Source organism: Streptomyces sp. NPDC056160 (genome assembly GCF_042268205.1).
Lineage (GTDB): Bacteria > Actinomycetota > Actinomycetes > Streptomycetales > Streptomycetaceae > Streptomyces.
The window spans coordinates 1-19602 of sequence record NZ_JBHJUW010000090.1; the positions used below are offsets into that span (position 1 = coordinate 1).

The following is a 19602-nucleotide window of genomic DNA, read 5'->3' on the forward strand; positions in this document are numbered from 1 at the left end:
TCTCCCACCACCGCGGGCGTGCTCACGGCTTGCTGGCGCGGTACCGGCGCATCTTCGCGCGCGCCCCGCACACCTGCATCGAGCACCAGCGGCGGCGGCCGGCCGGGCTGCGGTCGTAGTACGCCCAGTGGCAGGTGCCGGCCTCGCACGCCTTCAGGCGCGTCCAGGTGCCCGCGACCAGCGCCTCGGCGACGGCGGCGGCGACGCGGGAGAGCAGCGGCCCGGTGTCGGCGGGGGCGAGGGTGGCGGTGCCGTCCCGGTCGTCGACGGCGACGAGCAGCGGGGCCCGCGCCAGCAGCCGGCCGAGGGGGGTCACCGGGTGGTGCGCGGGATGGCCGGCGTGCGCGAGCAGTGCGGCCCGCAGGGACTCGCGCAGCTCGCGCGCCTGGGGCACTTCCGCCTCGTCGATCCCGAAGCGGGCGCGGCCGTCGGCCGTGTCGAGCGAGTCGGCGGCCGTCTCGATGTCCAAGGTGTTGACCAGGGACTCGACCAGCGCCAGGCCGCCGGGCGCGGACGATGTCTCACTCATGGCAGCGACGGTACCTCGCAAAGAGATTGCGCGGTTACCGGTCATCGGCGAGCATACGGTAACGGTTACTGGTTACCCGAACCTACAGGTAACCCCTACTTCGTCCTGGAGGAAGTCATGGCTCTCGCCAAGCTGGGTGTCGTCGTACTGGACTGTCCCGACCCGCGCGCGCTCGCCGGTTTCTACGCCGAGGTGCTCGGCGGGACCGTCGAGGGCGAGGGCGACTGGATCGACCTCAAGGTGCCGGGCGGTCCGGCGCTCGCCTTCCAGAAGGCGCCCGGGTTCGTGCCGCCGAAGTGGCCCGCCGCCGACGCCTCGCAGCAGTTCCACCTCGACCTGGACGTCGAGGACCTGGACGCGTCCGAGAAGGGCGTCCTCGCGCTCGGCGCGAAGCCGCTGGCCCACCAGGGCGCCAGGGGCTTCCGGGTTTACGCCGACCCGGCCGGGCACCCGTTCTGCCTCTGCGCCGGCTGACCGAGGGAAGACACCAGGAGGTTTCCATGCCCGCCGTGGCACGTCTGCGTTCCGTCGTGATCGACTGCCCCGACCCGCACGCACTCGCCGCTTTCTACGCCGACGTCGGCGGCGGCACGCCCGAGCCGCAGGACGACGACTGGGTCGTCCTGCGCCTTGCGGACGGCCCGCGGCTCGCCTTCCAGCGGGCGCCCGGCCTGACCCCGCCGGAGTGGCCGCGCGCGGACCGCAACGCCCAGCAGTTCCACCTCGACTTCGACGGCGGGTCCACGTGGGAGGAGATGGACGCCGCCCACGAGAAGGTGCTCGCGCTGGGGGCGCGGCCGCTGGACCTGGAGGACGGCGAGAAGAAGGACTTCCGGGTGTACGCCGATCCGGCAGGGCATCCGTTCTGCCTCTGCCGGATCGAGCACTCCTAGACCGGTTCCGGGGGACCGGCCGGCCGGCGTCAGCCGTCCAGTTCCCCGATCGTGGCGTTCGACGGGCCCCGGGCGGCCTGGAGTTCGCGGGCGACGTCCTCGGCGGCGCCCAGGACGCGTACCGCGTTCTGCCAGGTCAGCTTGGCCAGGTCGGTCTTCGACCAGCCCCGGTCGAGCAGCTCGGCGACGAGGCGGGGGTAGCCCGAGACGTCGTCCAGGCCGTCGGGGGTGAAGGCCGTGCCGTCGTAGTCGCCGCCGATGCCGAGGTGGTCGACGCCGGCCACCTCGCGCATGTGGTCGAGGTGGTCGGCGACCGTGGCCACGGTCGCGATCGGACGCGGGTTGGACTCCTCGAAGGCCCGGTGGACCTTCATGCCCTCCTCGGTGGTGTCGAGGTGGTGCAGGCCGTGCGCGCGCATGTTCTCGTCCGCGGCGGCCGTCCAGTCGACGGCGGCCTGGAGCACGAACTTCGGCACGAACGTCACCATGGCCATGCCCCCGTTGGCGGGCAGGCGTTCGAGGACGTCGTCCGGGACGTTGCGCGGGTGGTCGCAGACCGCCCGGGCGGAGGAGTGCGAGAAGATCACCGGGGCCGCCGACGTGTCCAGCGCGTCCCGCATGGTCGTCGCCGCCACGTGCGACAGGTCGACCAGCATGCCCAGGCGGTTCATCTCGCGGACCACCTCGCGCCCGAAGGCCGACAGACCGCCGACGCCCTGCTCGTCCGTCGCCGAGTCCGCCCACGCCACGTTGTCGTTGTGGGTGAGCGTCATGTAGCGCACGCCGAGCGCGTACAGGCCCCGAAGCGTGCCCAGCGAGTTCGCGATGGAGTGGCCGCCCTCGGCGCCCATCAGGGAGGCGATACGGCCCTGCGCGCGGGCCGCCTCCATGTCGGCGGCGGTCAGGGCCGGGGCCAGGTCCGCCGGGTAGCGGGCGATCAGCTGCCGTACGCAGTCGATCTGCTCCAGCGTCGCCGGGACCGCGTCGGGCAGGTCCGAGCGGACGTACACCGACCAGTACTGCGCGCCGACGCCGCCCGCGCGCAGCCGGGGGATGTCGGTGTGCAGGTGGGCGTCCTGGGCGGTGGCGATGTCGCGGGCGCCGAGGTCGTAGCGGACCTGTTCGCGCAGCGCCCAGGGCAGGTCGTTGTGGCCGTCGACGACCGGGAACTCGCGCAGCAGTTCCCCGGCCTGTTCCAGTCGGCTCACCGCGCTCACTTCCCCGTGCCGAAGCCGAAGCCGGCCGAGCCCTCGACCTTGGCGCGCAGCCGCTTGCCCTTCTCGGTGGCCTGGTCGTTGAGGTCCTGCTGGAACTCCCGCATCCGGGCCAGCAGTTCCTCGTCGTGCGCGGCCAGGATGCGCGCGGCGAGCAGGCCCGCGTTGCGCGCGCCGCCGACCGAGACGGTGGCGACCGGCACCCCGGCCGGCATCTGCACGATCGACAGCAGCGAGTCCATGCCGTCCAGGTACTTCAGCGGCACCGGCACACCGATCACCGGCAGCGGGGTCACGGAGGCGAGCATGCCGGGCAGGTGGGCGGCGCCGCCCGCGCCGGCGATGACCGCTTTGAGCCCGCGCCCGGCCGCCTGCTCGCCGTAGCTGATCATCTCGTGCGGCATCCGGTGCGCGGAGACGACGTCGACCTCGTAGGCGATCTCGAACTCGTCGAGTGCCTTGGCGGCGGCCTCCATGACGGGCCAGTCGGAGTCCGACCCCATGACGATGCCAACAACTGGGCTCATTCGGTGATCGTGCCTCTCAGGTAGCCGGCTGCGTGACGGGCGCGCTCCAGCACGTCGTCCAGGTCGTCGCCGTAGGTGTTGACGTGTCCGACCTTCCGGCCGGGCTTCACGTCCTTGCCGTACATGTGGATCTTGAGCTGGGGGTCCCGCGCCATGCAGTGCAGGTACGCCGAGTACATGTCCGGGTAGTCGCCGCCGAGGACGTTGACCATGACCGTCCAGGGCGCACGCGGGCGCGGGTCGCCGAGCGGCAGGTCGAGGACGGCGCGGACGTGGTTGGCGAACTGCGAGGTGATCGCGCCGTCCATCGACCAGTGGCCGGAGTTGTGCGGGCGCATCGCCAGTTCGTTGACCAGGATGCGGCCGTCGCGGGTCTGGAACAGCTCGACGGCGAGGTGGCCGACGACGCCCAGCTCCTTGGCGATGCGCAGGGCCATCTCCTCGGCCCGCAGTGCCAGGGCCTCGTCCAGGTCGGGGGCCGGGGCGATCACGGTGTCGCAGACGCCGTTCACCTGCCGGGACTCCACCACCGGGTAGGCGACGGCCTGGCCGTGCGGGGAGCGTACGACGTCGGCGGCCAGCTCGCGGACGAAGTCGACCTTCTCCTCGGCGAGGACGGGAACGCCGGCGCGGAAGGGGTCTGCGGCCTCCTCGACGGAGTCCACCACCCACACGCCCTTGCCGTCGTATCCGCCGCGCACGGTCTTGAGCACGACCGGGAAGCCCTCCCCTTCCGCCGCGAAGGCCGCGACATCGGCCGGATCGGTCACGATTCGGTGCCGCGGGCAGGGCACGCCGAGCGCGTCGAGTTTCGCGCGCATCACCCCCTTGTCCTGGGCGTGCACCAGCGCGTCGGGGCCGGGGCGGACGGGGATGCCGTCCGCCTCCAGCGCGCGCAGGTGCTCGGTGGGTACGTGTTCGTGATCGAAGGTGATCACGTCGCAGCCCCGCGCGAAGGCGCGCAGCGTCTCCAGATCGCGGTAGTCGCCGATGACGACATCGCTCACGACCTGCGCCGCCGAGTCCTGGGGGGTGTCACTGAGAAGCTTGAACCTGATGCCGAGCGGGATGCCCGCCTCGTGTGTCATACGAGCGAGCTGGCCACCGCCGACCATGCCGACTACCGGGAACGTCACGCCCCTAGGGTATCGGCCGCGCCACGGCGGCCGGATTCCGCGCCTCGTACCGGTCGCGCGACCCGCTTCTCCGCCCGTGCCCGGTGCGCGGGCGCCACCCGCTCGCGCTGGATAGCATGGGCGGGTTGACCGACACCGACCCGGACGGGGGCCTGCACGACCATGGAACATGGTTCCTCGGGGCACCGATCGGCGCCACCGGCGCCCCGAAGCACGCTCCTGCGGCGCGTGCGACGGGCCTGGCGGGAGGTCGCCAAGTTCGGCGCCGTGGGCGGAGCGGGTCTGCTGGTCAACCTGCTCGTGTTCAACCTGGTGCGGCACGCGACCGACCTCCAGGTGGTGCGGGCGAGCGTCATCGCCACGATCGTGTCGATCGTCTTCAACTACATCGGCTTCCGCTACTTCACCTACCGGGACCGCGACAAGAGCGGGCGCACCAAGGAACTGACCCTGTTCCTGCTGTTCAGCGCCATCGGCCTGGTGATCGAGAACGGTGTGCTCTACCTGGCGACGTACGGCTTCGGCTGGGACAGCCCGCTCCAGAGCAACGTCTTCAAGTTCCTCGGCATCGGCATCGCGACCCTGTTCCGCTTCTGGTCGTACCGCTCCTGGGTCTTCCGCGCCATGCCCGTGGCCGGCGAGACGGCCCCGCGGACGAGCCGGACGCAGGCGGGACACCGGGCGGAGACGAAGAAGGCCCGCACCGACGCCTTCCGCTGAGCCGCGCCGGCCGGAGCCACGCCGGCCGAAGTCGGGCCGGCCCGAGCCCACGCCGGCCTGAGCGGGGCTCACCGCTGAGCCCCGTTACCGCACCGTCGGCTGCTCCTCGGCCGACCTCTTCAGCGGGGGCGTACGGGAGAGGAACAGGCCGAAGACCGGGGGCTGGGCCTGGAGCAGTTCGAGACGGCCGCCGTCGGCCTCCGCCAGGTCGCGGGCGACGGCGAGGCCGATGCCGGTGGAGTTGCGGCCGCTGATCGTGCGCTCGAAGATGCGGGCGCCCAGGTCGGCGGGGACGCCGGGCCCCTCGTCGGTGACCTCCACCACCGCCTGGTTGCCGGTGACGCGGGTGCGCAGCGCCACCGTGCCGCCGCCGTGCATGAGCGAGTTCTCGATCAGCGCGGCCAGGACCTGTGCGACCGCGCCCGGCGTACCCACGGCCTGGAGGTGCCGCTTGCCCGAGCTGACGATCGCCCGGCCCGCGCTGCGGTAGGCCGGGCGCCACTCGGCGATCTGCTGCTGGATGACCTCGTCCAGGTCGAAGGAGACGGCGGAGCCGGTGCGCGGGTCACGGGAGTTCGTCAGCAGGCGTTCCACCACGTCCGTCAGCCGCTCGACCTGGGTCAGCGCGACGTTCGCCTCCTCCTTCACCGTGTCCGGGTCGTCGGTGAGGGTGATCTCCTCCAGGCGCATGGACAGCGCGGTCAGCGGGGTGCGCAGCTGGTGGGAGGCGTCGGCGGCCAGGCGCCGTTCGGCGGTCAGCATCCGGGCGATGCGTTCGGCGGAGCCGTCCAGCACGTCGGCCACCCGGTCCAGCTCGGGCACGCCGTAGCGCTTGTGGCGGGGCCGCGGGTCGCCGGAACCGAGCCGTTCGGCGGTCTCGGCGAGGTCGGTCAGCGGGGACGCGAGCCGGTTGGCCTGGCGGATCGCGAGCAGTACCGCGGCCACCACCGCGAGCAGCGCGACCAGGCCGATGATCAGCAGCGTCCGGCCGACCTCGCGGGTGACGGAGGAGCGGGGCTCCTCCATGCGCACGGTCTCGCCCTGCTCGCCCTGGGCGGTGGAGTGGATGACGTCACCGGAAGGCCTGGTGCCGACCTCGATCGGCGGATGCCCGGGAATGCCGATCACGGCGTACTGGCCCGCGGCCACCTGTTCGCCCAGGATCTCGGCGTTGACCGTCTCGTCGCCGAGCAGCCTGCTGTCGACGATGCTGGCCAGCCGCAGTGCCTCGGAGTCCACCCGCTCCTGCGCGCTGTTGCTGATCGTGCGGGTCTCCACGATCACCAGAGAGAGGCCGAAGACGGCGATCACGACGAGCACCACGGCGAGCGTGGACTGGATCAGTCGACGGCGCATGACCTCTTACCTGACGGTGCCCGGGCCCGGGGGGCCCGCACGGCGGACTCGGCTCTTCCCGGCGGACTCAGCTCTTCTCGAAGCGGAAACCCACGCCCCGCACGGTGGCGATGTAGCGGGGGTTGGCCGCGTCGTCGCCGAGCTTCTTGCGCAGCCAGGAGATGTGCATGTCGAGGGTCTTGGTCGACGACCACCAGGTGGTGTCCCAGACCTCGCGCATCAACTGGTCGCGGGTGACGACCCGGCCCGCGTCCCGGACCAGCACCCTCAGGAGGTCGAACTCCTTGGCGGTGAGCTGGAGTTCCTCGTCGCCCATCCAGGCGCGGTGGGACTCGACGTCGATGCGCACGCCGTGCGTGGCCGGCGGCTGCTGCGGCTCGGCGGCGCCGCGCCGCAGCAGGGCCCGGACCCGGGCGAGGAGTTCGGCGAGCCGGAACGGCTTGGTGACGTAGTCGTCGGCGCCCGCGTCCAGACCGACGACCGTGTCGACCTCGTCGGCGCGCGCGGTCAGGATCAGGATGGGCACGGTGTGGCCCTCGGCACGCAGCCGGCGGGCGACCTCCAGGCCGTCCATGCCGGGCAGGCCGAGGTCCAGCACGACCAGGTCGACACCGCCCTGCATTCCGGCGTCGAGCGCGGTGGGTCCGTCCTCACGCACCTCGACCTCGTAACCTTCCCGGCGCAGTGCGCGGGCCAGCGGCTCCGAGATGGACGCGTCGTCCTCGGCGAGCAGTACACGGGTCATGGGGTGATGGTAGTCCGCCCGCGGCACCCACCGGGGTGGCCTGCGGTGTGATCGGCGTCCGGCGCTCTTACTTTCCGGCGCTATGGTCGCGCCCCTCTCGCGGTCGCGGTCACGAACCTTTCACCTCATCCGTGTCAGGCCCCTGACCTGGGGTCCGATCCTTGAATAAACCTTCGAGGGGGCCTGCGCGGTTCCCTCATTCCCTGTGATCCGTGTCTCAAGTCCTTCCATATCCGGCACTGTCCTGCCGTATGGTGAGTTGAACGCCTGTAGCACGCAGCGGACCTTTGGCGCTCGTTCGACGCTGAGGGTCCCTTTTGTGTGCGGGCCGGTTCTCCCCGGCCTCGAAAGGAATGACCTAGGGCCGGGCCTCACTGGACGCATCGCCGCGTCGCGAGGCGTGGATCCCGGTGGCCGCCGTCCCTCGCCCCGAGACCCGGGGCGTACTCCCCTGGGCGTGGGGTGGACGACAGGTCCTGCCGGTGCCGGCCAGCCCCCCACCGGGCGCGCACCGGCTCGCCGTGGCGCGTCCCGACCAGCAAGGAACGACCATGGCGTCCAGCCTGACGAAGGACTCGGTCCGCCCGGGCACCCCCGGTTCCGAGAAAACCTTCCTCGGCCACCCCCGCGGCCTGGCCACTCTCTTCATGACCGAGATGTGGGAGCGTTTCTCCTACTACGGCATGAAGGCCCTGCTCCCGCTGTACCTGGTGGCACCGGGCGGCCTGCACATGAACGCGGCCACCGCGACCGCGATCTACTCGGTCTACCTGTCCCTGGTGTACCTGCTGGCGATGCCGGGCGGCTGGGTCGCCGACCGGCTCCTCGGCCCGCGCAAGACCGTCGCCGTGGCCGGCGCCGTCATCATGCTGGGACACGTGACCCTGGCGCTGCCCTGGAGCGGCAGCTTCTTCGCCGGGCTCGGTCTCGTCGCCATCGGTTCGGGCCTGCTGAAGTCCAACATCTCCACGATGGTCGGCCACCTCTACAAGGGTGCCGACGACCCGCGCCGTGACGGCGGCTTCACGCTCTTCTACATCGGCATCAACCTGGGTGCCTTCTTCGCCCCGCTGTCCATCGGCACCATCGGCGAGAAGGTCAACTGGCACTTCGGCTTCGCGCTCGCCGCGCTCGGCATGGCGCTGGGCCTGGCCCAGTTCCTGCTCGGCTCGCGCCACCTCAGCTCGCGCTCGGACATCGTCCCCACGCCGATGAGCGCCGAGGAGAAGAGGTCCACGCTGACCAAGGCCGCCGTGTGGGCGGGCGTGGCCGTCGTCTTCTACGCGATCGTCGGCTTCTCGGGCGTCTACACCCTGAACTGGCTGATGGTCCCGCTCACGCTCGCCGGTGTGATCATCCCCGTCCTGGTCATCGCCCGCATCAAGCGGGACAAGGACCTCGACCGTGCCGAGCAGTCCAAGATGAGCGCGTACATCTGGTTCTTCGTCGCCGCGGCCGTCTTCTGGATGATCTACGACCAGGGCGGCTCGACGGTGTCGCTGTTCGCCGAGAAGTCGGCGGAGAACAGCGTCTTCGGCTGGCAGTTCCCGGTCTCCTGGTACCAGTCGGTCAACCCGGTCATGATCATGGCGCTGGCGCCGGTCTTCGCCTGGGCGTGGCTGGCGCTGGCCCGGCGGGGCAAGGAGCCGAGCACCGCGGTCAAGTTCGCGATGGGCCTGGTGCTGATCGGCGCGTCCTTCTTCCTCTTCCTCGTCCCGCTGGGCATCGCCGACGGCGGTCACAAGGCGGCGGCGCTGTGGCTGGTGGCGATCTACTTCGTCCAGACCGTCGGTGAGCTGGCCCTCTCCCCGGTCGGCCTGTCGGTCACCACGAAGATGGCGCCCGCCAAGTACGCCTCGCAGATGATGGGCGTCTGGTTCCTGGCCGTCAGCGCCGGTGACGCCACGACCGGTCTGCTCTCCATCGCCAACGTCAACCTCGACAAGACGGGCATCGTCGCGCTGGAGGCGGCGCTCGCGGTCGTCGCCGGTCTCGCGGTGTGGATGTACCGCAAGCGGGTCAAGGAACTCATGGGCGACGTCCGCTGACGCCGCCCCCGGTTGACACAGAGAGCCGCCGTATCCGTGAGGGTGCGGCGGCTTTCTGGTTCGCGGAGAGGGTGAGGGGGGGCGGGGGGCCACGCCATGCGGGGCGCGGCCTCACCGTGTTGGGGGCGACCTCACCGTGCGGGGAGCGATCTCGCCCGCCGTGCTGGGGGCGGTCTCGCCGTGCGGGGAGAGACCTAGCCGTGCTGGGAGGGATCACCGTGCGGGGGGCCTCGCCGTGCGGGGGGGCCTCGCCGTGCGGGGGGGGCCTCGCCGTGCGGGGGGGGCCTCGCCGTGCGGGGGGGGGCCTCGTCGTGCGGGGAGCGGAGCGGGCGGCCGGAGCGTACGGCGCCTTGGCCCGGGCTGCGGTCGGTGCCACGGCGTTCCGGGGCGGCCGGCGGGAGCCGCGGGAGCGGCCCCGCGCGGGCGTGCCTGAGCGGTCCCGCCCCGCAGGCGCCCGCCGTTACGCCGGTGCGCCCAGTTCCGCCCAGACCTTCTTGCCGGCGACGCCGGGGACGCGTACCACGCCCCAGTCGAGGCACAGGCGCTGGACGATGAACATGCCGTGGCCGCCGGGGCGGCCCGCGCGGTGCGGGGTCCGCGGGGCCGGCTGGCCGGACCCTCGGTCGGAGACCTCGATGTGGATCACCTTGTTGTCACAGGTGATCTCCATCCGGTCCGGGCCCTCGGCGTGCAGGCAGGCGTTGGTGACCAGCTCGGAGACGACGAGGAGGACGTCCTCGGCGGCGGCACGCCGGTCGGCGGTCGCGGCGGGCAGCCAGCCCCACGCGTACAGCGCCTGGCGCGCGAAGTCACGGGCCAGCGGCACGACGCCGCTCACGTCGTCGAAGCTCAGTCTGCGGACCTGGCGGCCTCCCGACGGGTCCGCCGGCACGGCCGCCGCAGCCCCTGCGGGGGCGTCGTCGGCCGGCACGTCCCCCTCGGACGCCCCGGAAGCGCCGCTGGGCTCCGGGCCACGGTCGCCCGGCGAACAAGGCCGGGTGGTGCTCATCAGCGCTTCACCTCACCGATTCACCAGTTCACGATTCAAAAGTCACCACGTTCGTACATGACCGGGACACCATCGGTCGATCCGTTTCAGGATGACTCCTGCCCGACCGATCCCATGGAACACCCCCCGTTTTGCGGCACGCGGTGCGCAGCGCCCGGCAACCCGGCCGGAAGGATTCCGCAGAGTGCCGCGCGGCCGCGCGGAAGGGGTACGGAAGCGGAAGGAGCACGGAAGAAGACACGATGACGGCACCGCCGTCGGTTTCAGCCGTTCTCGTCGGTCGTACCGGTCCCGCCGGACTGACCGGTCCCCTCGGTCTCGGCGGCCAAGGCGTCCTCGAGCGTGGCGTGCACGGTGAAGACCGCGTCCGCCCCTGTGATCTCGAACACGCGCGCCACCACAGGCAGCATCCCCGCGAGGTGCACACCTCCCCCGGCCGCCTCCGCCTTCAGGCGCGCCCCCAGCAGCACGTTGAGCCCTGTGGAATCACAGAACTCCAGCCGGGAACAGTCCACCACCAGGCGCGAGCGCCCCTTGTCCACACATTCTTCGAGCGGCTCGCGCAGCAGGTCGGCCGTGTGGTGGTCCAGTTCGCCCGCCGGTGTCACGACAGCACTGAAGCCCTCTTGCCGCACCTCCACCAGAAGCCGGCCCGACTGTGCGCTGCCGACCGTCCCGCGGTCCATGCCGTCTCTCACTCCCGGAGTCTTGGCTGCTGACTGACGCCCTCGAACACTACGCCTTCCCCGACCGCTCCGACACCCGAACAACCACACACAAACGGACATATGCCCACAGAACGCACTTGCGATTGCGTCGGGAAAGCGGGTAGGGCTAGTAGGGACACGTAACCGACACGGCCGGCTTTGGAGGCGCCGCACACCGCAGTGCACGAACTGGCTTCGGCAGCCATATGCCGAGAACGATGGAGGACATCATGTCACCCCGGCTCGACGCCTCGCATACCCAGACGGCGACGTCGACACTCCCTCCGGACCACCTGAATCCCCTCGAACCCGTCGTCCTCGACGACGACGTACGCGCCGAGCGAGGCGCCCCGGCCGCCGCACCGGCCGCGGATCCGTCCGCCGCGCTGGCCGGGCTCCCCGACATCCCCCCGTACGACGAAGTGGCCCCGGACGACGCCCGGGCCCTGTCCAAGACCCTCTTCGAGCGCCTCGAAGTCCTCGAAGAAGGCACCCACGCGTACGCGTACGTGCGCAACACCCTCGTCGAACTCAACCTGGCGCTGGTCAAGTTCGCCGCCTCCCGCTTCCGCTCCCGCAGCGAGCCGATGGAGGACATCATCCAGGTCGGCACCATCGGCCTGATCAAGGCGATCGACCGCTTCGAACTCTCCCGCGGCGTCGAGTTCCCCACCTTCGCGATGCCAACCATCATCGGCGAGATCAAGCGCTTCTTCCGGGACACCTCGTGGTCCGTGCGCGTGCCGCGCCGGCTGCAGGAGCTGCGGCTCGACCTGGCCAAGGCCGGTGACGAACTGGCCCAGCGCCTCGACCGCGCCCCCACCGTGGCGGAGCTGGCCCACCACCTCGGGCTGACCGCGGAGGAGGTGGTGGAGGGCATGGCGGCGTCCAACGCGTACACCGCCTCGTCGCTGGACGCCCAGCCGGAGGACGACGACTCCGAGGGCGCCCTCGCGGACCGCATCGGCTACGAGGACCACGGGCTCGAAGGCATCGAGTACGTCGAGTCGTTGAAGCCGCTGATCGCCGAACTCCCCTCGCGGGACCGGAAGATCCTCTCCCTGCGGTTCGTCGCCAACATGACCCAGTCGGAGATCGGCGAGGAGCTGGGCATCTCGCAGATGCACGTGTCACGGCTGCTGTCGCGCACGCTGGTACGGCTGCGCAAGGGGCTGACGGTCGAGGAGTGACCGCCGGCCCGGCCCCCCGCGCGGGGGGCCGGTTCCCCTTGCCCGGCCGTCGCTCGTGCTTTTCGGGCTCCCGCCGTTCAGACCTCGCGCACGCCGCGTCGCCACACCTGGCTCACCAGGGGTACGCCCGGGCGGTAGGCCAGGTGGACGTGGCTCGGCGCGTCCAGGACGAGCAGGTCGGCGCGGGCGCCGGGCGTCAGGCGCCCCACGTCGGTGCGGCGCAGGGCCGCCGCCCCGCCCGCCGTCGCCGACCAGACCGCCTCGTCGGGGGTCATGCCCATGTCCCGTACGGCGAGCGCGACGCAGAACGGCACCGAGGACGTGTACGACGAGCCCGGGTTGCAGTCGGTGGACAGGGCGACCGTGGCCCCGGCGTCCAGCAGGCGCCGGGCGTCGGGCCACTGGGCACGGGTGGAGAACTCCGCCCCGGGCAGCAGCGTGGCGACGGTGTCGCTGTGCGCGAGCGCGTCGACGTCGGCGTCCGTCAGGTGGGTGCAGTGGTCGGCGCTGGCCGCGTCCAGTTCGACGGCGAGCTGCACACCGGGGCCGTAGGACAGCTGGTTGGCGTGGATGCGCGGGTGCAGGCCCTTCGCGCGGCCGGCGGTGAGGATCGCGCGGGCCTGGTCGCCGTCGAAGGCGCCCTTCTCGCAGAAGACGTCGATCCAGCGGGCGTGCGGCGCGCAGGCGTCCAGCATCCCGCCGGTGACCAGGGCCACGTAGGCGGCCGGGTCGTCGGCGTAGTCCGGGGAGACGATGTGGGCGCCCAGGTAGGTGACCTCGTCGGTGTGCGCGGCGGCGATGCGCAGGGCGCGGGACTCGTCGGCGACGGTCAGGCCGTAGCCGGACTTCGTCTCGAACGTGGTGGTGCCCTGCCGCAGGGCCTCGGCGAGGTGCCGGGCGAGGTTGGCCTCCAGTTCCGCGTCGCTGGCGGCGCGGGTGGCCGCGACCGTGGTGCGGATGCCGCCCGCGCTGTAGGCCCGGCCGGACATCCGGGCGTTGAACTCCTCGGTGCGGTCGCCCGCGAAGACCAGGTGGGAGTGGGAGTCCACGAAGCCCGGGAGCACCGCCCGGCCGCCCGCGTCGACCCGGTTGTCAGTGGCGGGTGCTTTGCTTGATTCACCGGTCCACACGACGCGGTCGCCTTCGATGACGACGGCCGCGTCCCGGACCAGTCCGAGAGGGGAGCCGTCGCCGAGGGAGGGGTCGTTGGTGACGAGTACGGCGATGTCGTTGATGACGGTGCTGGTGCCGGTGTTCGTGCTGCTCATGGCGTCCTCGGGGGTGACGGTGGGGTTCAGCCGCGCAGGGCTTCGACGGCCGCGGCCAGCTGCGACGGCACGTCGGGGACGAGTGCGTGGGCCCCGTCGCGTACGACATGACGTCCGCCCACGACGGTATGGCGCACGTCCGCCGCGCTCGCGGCGAATACGGCCGTCTCGGCGCCCAGCCGGGGCAGCGGGCCCGCTGTCCTGACCGAGTCCAGCGCGATCGTCGTGAAGTCGGCGAGGGCGCCGGCGGTGAGGCTGCCCGCGTCGTCCCAGCCGAGGGCGGCGTGACCGTCCTCGCCGGCCGCGCGCAGCAGGGCCGCCGCGGTCCAGTGGCCCCGGGTGCGGGTGCGCAGCCGTTCGTTCAGCTCCATCGCGCGGGCCTCTTCGAGCAGGTCGACGACGGCGTGGCTGTCGGAGCCGAGGCTGAGGGGCGACCCGGCGCGCTGGAGGGCGGGGGCCGGACCGATGCCGTCGGCCAGGTCCCGCTCGGTGGTCGGGCACATGCAGGTGCCGGTGCCGGTGGTGCCGAGCAGGGCGATGTCGTCCTCGGTGAGGTGTGTGTTGTGCACGCCGGTGGTGCGCGGGCCGAGGACACCGTGGTCGGCCAGCAGGCGGGTGGGGGTGCAGCCGTGGGCGTGCAGGCAGGCGTCGTTCTCGGCGGTCTGCTCGGAGAGGTGGACGTGGAGCGGGGCCCGCCGCCCCTCGGCCCAGCGGGCCACCGTGGCCAGCTCCCGCGCGGGCACGGCCCGCACCGAGTGGACGGCCGCGCCGATCCGCGCGTGGTCCCGTTCCTTGAGAAGTGAACAGCGTTCGGCCCAGGCTTCGGCGGTCGTGTCCGAGAAGCGGAGCTGGTGTTCGCCGGGCGGCTGCCCGAAGCCGGCGGAGAGGTAGCAGGTGTCCAGGAGGGTGATGCGGATCCCGGCTTCGGCGGCGGCCTCGATCAGGGCCTCGCCCATCGCGTTCGGGTCGGTGTAGCGGGCGCCGCCCGGGGCGTGGTGGACGTAGTGGAACTCGCCGACGGCGGTGATCCCGGCGAGCGCCATCTCGGCGTACACCGCGCGGGCCAGCGCGTGGTAGGTGTCCGGAGTGAGCCGGTCGGCGGTGGCGTACATGACCTCGCGCCAGGTCCAGAACGTGCCGGAGCCGACCTGGACGGTGCCGCGCAGGGCCCGGTGGAAGGCGTGGCTGTGCGCGTTGGCGAGGCCGGGGATCGTGAGCCCCCGCAGGGGTTCGGCGCCCGGCGGCGGGGCGGCCACGCCCGTGCGGACGGCCGCGATGCGGCCGTCGCGCACGTCGAGTGCCACGCCCGGCTCGACGTGGGTGCCGAGCCAGGCGTGCTCCAGCCAGTACGTCCGTGTCCGCTCGGTGGTGGTCACGTGCGGGCCAGTCCTTCCAGTACGTCGGCGAGGGCACGCACCCCGGCCACGCAGTCGTCCTCGGCGGCGAACTCGGCCGGGGAGTGCGAGACACCGGTGGGGTTGCGCACGAACAGCATGGCGGTCGGAATGCTCCCGGCCAGGATTCCGGCGTCGTGTCCGGCGCCCGTGCCGAGGACGGGCACCTTCAGGTCGGTGTCGTGGCCGAGGATGCGGGCCAGTTCGTCGCGCAGGGCGTGGTCGAACTCGACGACGGGTGTGAAGGACTCACGGACCACGTCGAGGTCGGCCCCGTGCGCCCCCGCGTAGGCGCGCGCCGCCTTCTCCACGGCGGTGACCACGGTGTCCAGGGTGGCCTGGTCGGCGGCGCGGGAGTCGAGCCAGCCGCGCACCAGGGACGGGATCGCGTTGACACCGTTCGGCTCCACGGCGATCTTGCCGAAGGTGGCGACGGCACCGGCGAGTTCGGCCTCGCGGCGGGCGGCGAGCACCGTCTCGGCGTACGACAGCATCGGGTCGCGCCGGTCGGCCAGCCGGGTGGTGCCCGCGTGGTTGGCCTCGCCCCGGAAGTCGAACCGCCACCGCCCGTGCGGCCAGATCGCGCTGGCCACGCCGACCGGGTCGCCGGTCAGGTCCAGGGCACGGCCCTGTTCGACGTGGAGTTCGACGAAGGCGCCGATGCGGGCGAGACGCTCCGGGTCCGGGCCGATGGCGTCCGGGTCGTAGCCGGCGGCCTCCATGGCCCTGGGCAGCGTGGTCCCGTCGCCGTCGGTGAGCCGGTGCGCCTGCTCGACGGTGAGCTGCCCGGCGGTCAGCCGCGAGCCGACACAGGCGAGTCCGAACCGGGCGCCCTCCTCGTCGCCGAAGTTGACGACGGCGAGGGGCTTGCCGAACCGGGCCCCTCTGCGGCGCAGTTCGTCGAGCGCGGCGAAGGCCGACACCACCCCGAGGGGCCCGTCGAAGGCCCCGCCGTCGGGCACGGAGTCCAGGTGCGATCCGGCCACGACGGCGTCCCCGGCGGCCGGGTCACCGAGCCAGGCCCACTGGTTCCCGTTGCGGTCCAGCTCGTAGGAGAGCCCGCGCGAGCGGGCCTGCTCCTCGAACCAGGCCCGGCACTCGGCGTCGGCCGGCGTCCAGGCGAAGCGGCGGTAGCCGCCGGACTCGGCGTGCCGTCCGATGGGGGCGAGATCGCGCCACATCTCGTGGAAGGACTGCCCGGTCCGCATCTCCTGGCAGGACGGCCCGGGTCGCGGACCGCCGGGCCCGGCCTCCGGCACGGTCACGCGCCCTCACCCTCGCGCATCGGCACGCGCACGCCCCGCTCGGTGGCCACCGACTCGGCGATGTCGTACCCGGCGTCCACGTGCCGGATGACACCCATGCCGGGGTCGTTGGTCAGCACCCGGCGGATCTTCTCGCCCGCCAGTGCCGTGCCGTCGGCGACCGTCACCTGACCGGCGTGGATGGACCGCCCCATGCCGACCCCGCCGCCGTGGTGCAGCGAGACCCAGGACGCGCCGGAGGCCACGTTCACCATGGCGTTCAGCAGCGGCCAGTCGGCGATCGCGTCGGAGCCGTCGAGCATGGCCTCGGTCTCGCGGTACGGGGAGGCGACGGAGCCGCAGTCGAGGTGGTCGCGGCCGATGACGATCGGTGCCTGGAGTTCACCGCTCGCGACCATGTCGTTGAAGCGCTCCCCGGCCTTGTCGCGCTCGCCGTAGCCGAGCCAGCAGATGCGCGCGGGCAGGCCCTGGAAGTGGACGCGCTCGCCGGCCAGCTTGATCCAGCGGGCCAGGGACTCGTTCTCCGGGAAGAGGTCGAGGATCGCCTTGTCGGTCTTGGCGATGTCGGACGCCTCGCCGGACAGCGCGGCCCAGCGGAAGGGGCCCTTGCCCTCGCAGAACAGCGGCCGGATGTAGGCGGGGACGAAACCGGGGAAGGCGAACGCACGCTCGTACCCGGCCAGTTGGGCCTCGCCGCGGATGGAGTTGCCGTAGTCGAAGACCTCGGCTCCGGCGTCCTGGAAGCCGACCATCGCCTCGACGTGCCGGGCCATGGACTCCCGGGCCCGGGTCGTGAAGCCGGCCGGGTCCTTGGCGGCGGCGTCGGCCATGTCCGCGAAGTCGACGCCGACCGGCAGGTAGGCCAGCGGGTCGTGGGCGGACGTCTGGTCGGTGACGATGTCGATGGGCGCGCTCATGGCGAGGAGCTGCGGGACCAGTTCGGCGGCGTTGCCGAGGACGCCGATGGACAGCGGCCTGCGCTGGTCGCGCGCCTCGGTGGCGAGCTGGAGGGCGTGGTCGAGGGAGTCGGCCCGCACGTCGAGGTAGCGGTGCTCGATGCGGCGGTCGATGGCGCGCGGGTCGCAGTCGATGCAGATCGCCACGCCGTCGTTCATCGTCACGGCGAGCGGCTGGGCGCCGCCCATGCCGCCGAGGCCGGCGGTCAGGGTGATCGTCCCGGCGAGGGTGCCGCCGAACTTCTTCGCGGCGACGGCGGCGAAGGTCTCGTAGGTGCCCTGGAGGATGCCCTGGGTGCCGATGTAGATCCAGGAGCCGGCGGTCATCTGGCCGTACATGGTCAGGCCGAGGGCCTCCAGGCGGCGGAACTCCTCCCAGTTGGCCCAGTCGCCGACGAGGTTGGAGTTGGCGAGGAGGACGCGCGGGGCCCACTCGTGGGTCTGCATGACGCCGACGGGGCGGCCGGACTGGACGAGCATGGTCTCGTCGGCCTTGAGGGTCCGCAGGGTGCGGACCATGGCGTCGAAGGAGCGCCAGTCGCGGGCGGCCTTGCCGGTGCCGCCGTAGACGACGAGCTTGTCGGGGTGCTCGGCGACCTCGGGGTCCAGGTTGTTCTGCAGCATCCGCAGGGCGGCCTCCTGCTGCCATCCCAGGGCGCTCAGTTCCGTACCGCGCGGTGCTCGAACAGGGCGGGGTCCTGACATGGGCTGCCTCCTGGCGGTTGCTCCCGAGGGATCGTTACGGCTTCTATTCACATCCTGGACTGATGAATAGAGCTAGTCAATACGTGGCCGGGGCGACACGGGCGCGCGGGATCGGAGACAGGACGGGGGCTGGGGCGAGGGCGGGAGCTGGGGCGAGGGCGGGGCAAAGGGGTGGACGGAGGCGTGGGTGAGGGAGGGGGCACAGGTGAGGGCGGGGGTGCGTGCGCGGTGTCCGGGAGGGCCGCGTTCTTCGCGGTGCGCGCCGTGGAGGCGGGGGTGCGGGCGCGGCGGCCAGGAAGGCCGTGTCCTTCGCGGTGTGCGCCGTGGACGCGCCGGAGGTCCGGTGGCTCACCCCCGGGGGACGCTCGGCGGGCTCACCCCTGGGGGACCTGCGGTGACTCGTCCCGGGGAACGAGCGGTGCGTCACCCCTGGGGGTCAGCCGACCCACATTAGTTCGTCGGGCGCATGTTCCACCGGAAAATGCCGTAACCCCCATGACCCCCGCACACCCTGCGTAGCGTCGGCATCACTCAGCCGAAACCCCCAGGCGGGAGGGGAACGACCGTGCCCGGAATCGACGAGTGCCTACTGGAAGCCATGCGGCTGCCCGGCGCGCGGGGCGCCGCGCTGGTCGACTGGACGAGCGGGCTGGCCCTGGGCGCCGTCGGCGAGCCCCCGGGCGGCGACCACGAGAGCACCGCGGCGGAAGCCGCAGAACTGGCCCGGCTGGCGGCGGAACACGGCGCGTTCGCCGCCGCCGAAGGCCCGGACGGCGATGAGCGCCCCCCGGTCGAGGACCTGATCGTCAGCAACCGGGACAGCTACCACCTGCTGCGCTTCGTGGACACCGGCTTCGACAGCAGCGTGTTCCTGCACCTGTGGCTGACCCGTGCGGAAGGCAACCTCGCCCTGGCCCGCATACGCCTGGGCGAGATGGCCGAGCGGCTGGTGCTGGGATGACCGTGGTCGACACCCCCGCACCACCCCCGCCCTCCTCCCCGCCCCCGCTGCCGGTGCGGGACAAGGCCGACACCGAGAGTGCCTGGGGCGGCGTCTCGCCGATGCTGACCCGCCTCGCCGCCGAGCGTGCCACCGGCCTCCTCGTCCGCGAACGCGGCACGCTCCACCTCGACGAGGGCCGCGTGACGTACGCCGAGAGCCCATTGGCCCCGGGCCTGGACGTCCTGCTCACCGCGCACGGCACGCTGCGCCCGGAGGTCTGGCATGACGCCCTCTCACGGGCCGGCGGCCTCCCCGGCGCCGCGCGGCTCCTGCTGGCCGACGGCCGCCTGCCCGAGGGCGCACTGCACCTGTGCCACCTCGGCGCGCTCTACGACGCCGCCTACTTCGTCCTCGCGCCGAGCAGCACTCCGGGCCGTTTCCGCTACGGCACCGCGCACCGGCCCCGCGCCGTCCCGACGGTCGCGGTCGCGGCCCTGGAACACGAGACCGCGCGCCGGCGCACCCTGCTGGAGCGCGTCTGGCCCGACGCCCGGCCGGACAGCGCTCCGCTGCTGCGGACGCCCGCCACCGCCGCCCCGCGACTCACCGCTCGCCAGCAGGCCCTGCTGGACCGGGTCGACGGCACCCGCACCGCCACGGATCTGGCCCGGGAGCTGGGGCGGCAGGCGTTCCACACCCTGGTCGACGTGCGGCGCCTGGTCGCCGCGGGCCTGGTCGCGCCCCAGCAGCAGCCGGGCCCCCCGCCCGGCCCACCGGCCGCGTACGCCGAGCGGACGCGGCCCGGACCGACCCCGACCGGACCGGCGTACACCGGACCGATGCCCGTGGCCCCCGCGGACACCGGCACGACGACCAGCGCCACGACGCCCACCGACGTGACAACCACCGGTCCCACCCGGCCGGTAGTCGCCGTCGACCCCCACATCACGCTGCTGAAGAGGCTCAGGGATGCGCTGGAGGCCCTTTGAGAGGAGAC

19 protein-coding genes are annotated in these 19602 nt (G+C 72.4%); 7 read left to right on the forward strand and 12 right to left on the reverse strand.

The window, feature by feature from the left end:
- Positions 1 to 22: 22 nt before the first annotated feature.
- Positions 23 to 529, reverse strand: coding sequence for a CGNR zinc finger domain-containing protein (locus ACFC02_RS27990; protein WP_376362872.1), 507 nt, complete (start codon positions 527 to 529; stop codon positions 23 to 25).
- 117 nt (positions 530 to 646) lie between these two features.
- On the opposite strand from ACFC02_RS27990, the gene ACFC02_RS27995 reads away from it, so the two are divergent.
- Entirely contained in the window at positions 647 to 1003 is a 357-nt protein-coding gene (locus ACFC02_RS27995; protein ID WP_376362874.1) for a VOC family protein, read from the forward strand.
- A gap of 26 nt (positions 1004 to 1029) precedes the next feature.
- Positions 1030 to 1422 (forward strand): VOC family protein, encoded by a 393-nt coding sequence (locus tag ACFC02_RS28000; protein ID WP_376362877.1) that lies wholly within the window; start codon positions 1030 to 1032, stop codon positions 1420 to 1422.
- A 29-nt stretch (positions 1423 to 1451) separates the two neighbouring features.
- Here the strand turns inward: ACFC02_RS28000 and ACFC02_RS28005 are convergent, their stop codons facing one another.
- Genes ACFC02_RS28005 through ACFC02_RS28015 form a run of 3 tightly spaced genes read right to left on the reverse strand, consistent with a single transcriptional unit; the run spans position 1452 to position 4299 of the window.
- On the reverse strand, positions 1452 to 2630 hold the full coding sequence (locus tag ACFC02_RS28005; protein ID WP_376362880.1) for a dipeptidase: 1179 nt from the start codon (positions 2628 to 2630) through the stop codon (positions 1452 to 1454).
- A 5-nt stretch (positions 2631 to 2635) separates the two neighbouring features.
- Complete coding sequence (gene purE / locus ACFC02_RS28010) at positions 2636 to 3163, reverse strand: 5-(carboxyamino)imidazole ribonucleotide mutase (RefSeq protein WP_376362883.1); 528 nt, start codon at positions 3161 to 3163, stop codon at positions 2636 to 2638.
- On the reverse strand, positions 3160 to 4299 hold the full coding sequence (locus tag ACFC02_RS28015) for a 5-(carboxyamino)imidazole ribonucleotide synthase (protein WP_360976858.1): 1140 nt from the start codon (positions 4297 to 4299) through the stop codon (positions 3160 to 3162). Before ACFC02_RS28015 ends, purE begins: the two co-directional genes overlap by 4 nt.
- A gap of 162 nt (positions 4300 to 4461) precedes the next feature.
- Here ACFC02_RS28015 and ACFC02_RS28020 point away from each other — a divergent pair, with 162 nt between their 5' ends.
- Entirely contained in the window at positions 4462 to 5019 is a 558-nt protein-coding gene (locus ACFC02_RS28020; protein WP_376362887.1) for a GtrA family protein, read from the forward strand.
- A gap of 84 nt (positions 5020 to 5103) precedes the next feature.
- Here ACFC02_RS28020 and ACFC02_RS28025 read toward each other — a convergent pair whose 3' ends face one another.
- Both ACFC02_RS28025 and ACFC02_RS28030 read right to left on the reverse strand, forming a co-directional pair.
- Positions 5104 to 6375 carry an ATP-binding protein gene (locus ACFC02_RS28025; RefSeq protein ID WP_360976852.1) on the reverse strand — a complete coding sequence of 424 codons (1272 nt, stop codon included), beginning with the start codon at positions 6373 to 6375 and terminating at the stop codon, positions 5104 to 5106.
- Between the two features lie 67 nt (positions 6376 to 6442).
- Positions 6443 to 7120 (reverse strand): response regulator transcription factor, encoded by a 678-nt coding sequence (locus ACFC02_RS28030; protein WP_018566970.1) that lies wholly within the window; start codon positions 7118 to 7120, stop codon positions 6443 to 6445.
- Positions 7121 to 7671: 551 nt separating this feature from the next.
- On the opposite strand from ACFC02_RS28030, the gene ACFC02_RS28035 reads away from it, so the two are divergent.
- Positions 7672 to 9168, forward strand: a complete 1497-nt coding sequence (locus ACFC02_RS28035) for an oligopeptide:H+ symporter (protein ID WP_376362892.1) — start codon at positions 7672 to 7674, stop codon at positions 9166 to 9168.
- A 460-nt stretch (positions 9169 to 9628) separates the two neighbouring features.
- On the opposite strand, the gene ACFC02_RS28040 is transcribed toward ACFC02_RS28035, so the two are convergent.
- Together ACFC02_RS28040 and ACFC02_RS28045 are read right to left on the reverse strand one after the other, a co-directional pair.
- Positions 9629 to 10177 (reverse strand): ATP-binding protein, encoded by a 549-nt coding sequence (locus ACFC02_RS28040; protein ID WP_376362895.1) that lies wholly within the window; start codon positions 10175 to 10177, stop codon positions 9629 to 9631.
- A gap of 263 nt (positions 10178 to 10440) precedes the next feature.
- On the reverse strand, positions 10441 to 10863 hold the full coding sequence (locus ACFC02_RS28045; protein ID WP_360976843.1) for an STAS domain-containing protein: 423 nt from the start codon (positions 10861 to 10863) through the stop codon (positions 10441 to 10443).
- A 239-nt stretch (positions 10864 to 11102) separates the two neighbouring features.
- Between ACFC02_RS28045 and ACFC02_RS28050 the strand changes: the two genes are divergently transcribed.
- Positions 11103 to 12074: an RNA polymerase sigma factor SigF gene (locus ACFC02_RS28050; protein WP_376362898.1), complete on the forward strand. Its 972-nt coding sequence runs from the start codon at positions 11103 to 11105 to the stop codon at positions 12072 to 12074.
- Between the two features lie 77 nt (positions 12075 to 12151).
- Here the strand turns inward: ACFC02_RS28050 and hutI are convergent, their stop codons facing one another.
- Genes hutI through hutU form a run of 4 tightly spaced genes read right to left on the reverse strand, consistent with a single transcriptional unit; the run spans position 12152 to position 17662 of the window.
- The gene (hutI, locus tag ACFC02_RS28055; RefSeq protein WP_376362901.1) at positions 12152 to 13342 is read right to left on the reverse strand and encodes an imidazolonepropionase; all 1191 of its coding nucleotides are present in this window, start codon (positions 13340 to 13342) and stop codon (positions 12152 to 12154) included.
- A gap of 26 nt (positions 13343 to 13368) precedes the next feature.
- The gene (locus tag ACFC02_RS28060; protein ID WP_376362904.1) at positions 13369 to 14718 is read right to left on the reverse strand and encodes a formimidoylglutamate deiminase; all 1350 of its coding nucleotides are present in this window, start codon (positions 14716 to 14718) and stop codon (positions 13369 to 13371) included.
- Positions 14715 to 15944: an allantoate amidohydrolase gene (locus ACFC02_RS28065; protein ID WP_376362947.1), complete on the reverse strand. Its 1230-nt coding sequence runs from the start codon at positions 15942 to 15944 to the stop codon at positions 14715 to 14717. Before ACFC02_RS28065 ends, ACFC02_RS28060 begins: the two co-directional genes overlap by 4 nt.
- A gap of 53 nt (positions 15945 to 15997) precedes the next feature.
- On the reverse strand, positions 15998 to 17662 hold the full coding sequence (gene hutU, locus ACFC02_RS28070) for a urocanate hydratase (protein ID WP_376362906.1): 1665 nt from the start codon (positions 17660 to 17662) through the stop codon (positions 15998 to 16000).
- Positions 17663 to 18227: 565 nt separating this feature from the next.
- Between hutU and ACFC02_RS28075 the strand changes: the two genes are divergently transcribed.
- A complete protein-coding gene (locus ACFC02_RS28075; RefSeq protein ID WP_376362910.1) occupies positions 18228 to 18623 on the forward strand; it encodes a hypothetical protein in 396 nt (131 codons plus the stop codon).
- A complete protein-coding gene (locus tag ACFC02_RS28080) occupies positions 18620 to 19594 on the forward strand; it encodes a hypothetical protein (protein ID WP_376362913.1) in 975 nt (324 codons plus the stop codon). Before ACFC02_RS28075 ends, ACFC02_RS28080 begins: the two co-directional genes overlap by 4 nt.
- The last annotated feature ends 8 nt before the right edge of the window (positions 19595 to 19602 follow it).

Excerpts from the sequence above, each read along its gene's own strand:
- hutU (WP_376362906.1), bottom strand. The coding sequence starts at position 17,662 with ATGTCAGGACCCCGCCCTGTTCGAGCACCGCGCGGTACGGAACTGAGC.
- purE (WP_376362883.1), bottom strand. The coding sequence starts at position 3,163 with ATGAGCCCAGTTGTTGGCATCGTCATGGGGTCGGACTCCGACTGGCCC.
- ACFC02_RS28080 (WP_376362913.1), top strand. The coding sequence starts at position 18,620 with ATGACCGTGGTCGACACCCCCGCACCACCCCCGCCCTCCTCCCCGCCC.
- ACFC02_RS28065 (WP_376362947.1), bottom strand. The coding sequence starts at position 15,944 with ATGCGGACCGGGCAGTCCTTCCACGAGATGTGGCGCGATCTCGCCCCC.
- ACFC02_RS28000 (WP_376362877.1), top strand. The coding sequence starts at position 1,030 with ATGCCCGCCGTGGCACGTCTGCGTTCCGTCGTGATCGACTGCCCCGAC.
- ACFC02_RS28040 (WP_376362895.1), bottom strand. The coding sequence starts at position 10,177 with ATGAGCACCACCCGGCCTTGTTCGCCGGGCGACCGTGGCCCGGAGCCC.
- ACFC02_RS28020 (WP_376362887.1), top strand. The coding sequence starts at position 4,462 with ATGGAACATGGTTCCTCGGGGCACCGATCGGCGCCACCGGCGCCCCGA.
- ACFC02_RS28050 (WP_376362898.1), top strand. The coding sequence starts at position 11,103 with ATGGAGGACATCATGTCACCCCGGCTCGACGCCTCGCATACCCAGACG.
- ACFC02_RS28030 (WP_018566970.1), bottom strand. The coding sequence starts at position 7,120 with ATGACCCGTGTACTGCTCGCCGAGGACGACGCGTCCATCTCGGAGCCG.
- ACFC02_RS27990 (WP_376362872.1), bottom strand. The coding sequence starts at position 529 with ATGAGTGAGACATCGTCCGCGCCCGGCGGCCTGGCGCTGGTCGAGTCC.
- ACFC02_RS28025 (WP_360976852.1), bottom strand. The coding sequence starts at position 6,375 with ATGCGCCGTCGACTGATCCAGTCCACGCTCGCCGTGGTGCTCGTCGTG.
- hutI (WP_376362901.1), bottom strand. The coding sequence starts at position 13,342 with ATGAGCAGCACGAACACCGGCACCAGCACCGTCATCAACGACATCGCC.
- ACFC02_RS28035 (WP_376362892.1), top strand. The coding sequence starts at position 7,672 with ATGGCGTCCAGCCTGACGAAGGACTCGGTCCGCCCGGGCACCCCCGGT.
- ACFC02_RS27995 (WP_376362874.1), top strand. The coding sequence starts at position 647 with ATGGCTCTCGCCAAGCTGGGTGTCGTCGTACTGGACTGTCCCGACCCG.
- ACFC02_RS28045 (WP_360976843.1), bottom strand. The coding sequence starts at position 10,863 with ATGGACCGCGGGACGGTCGGCAGCGCACAGTCGGGCCGGCTTCTGGTG.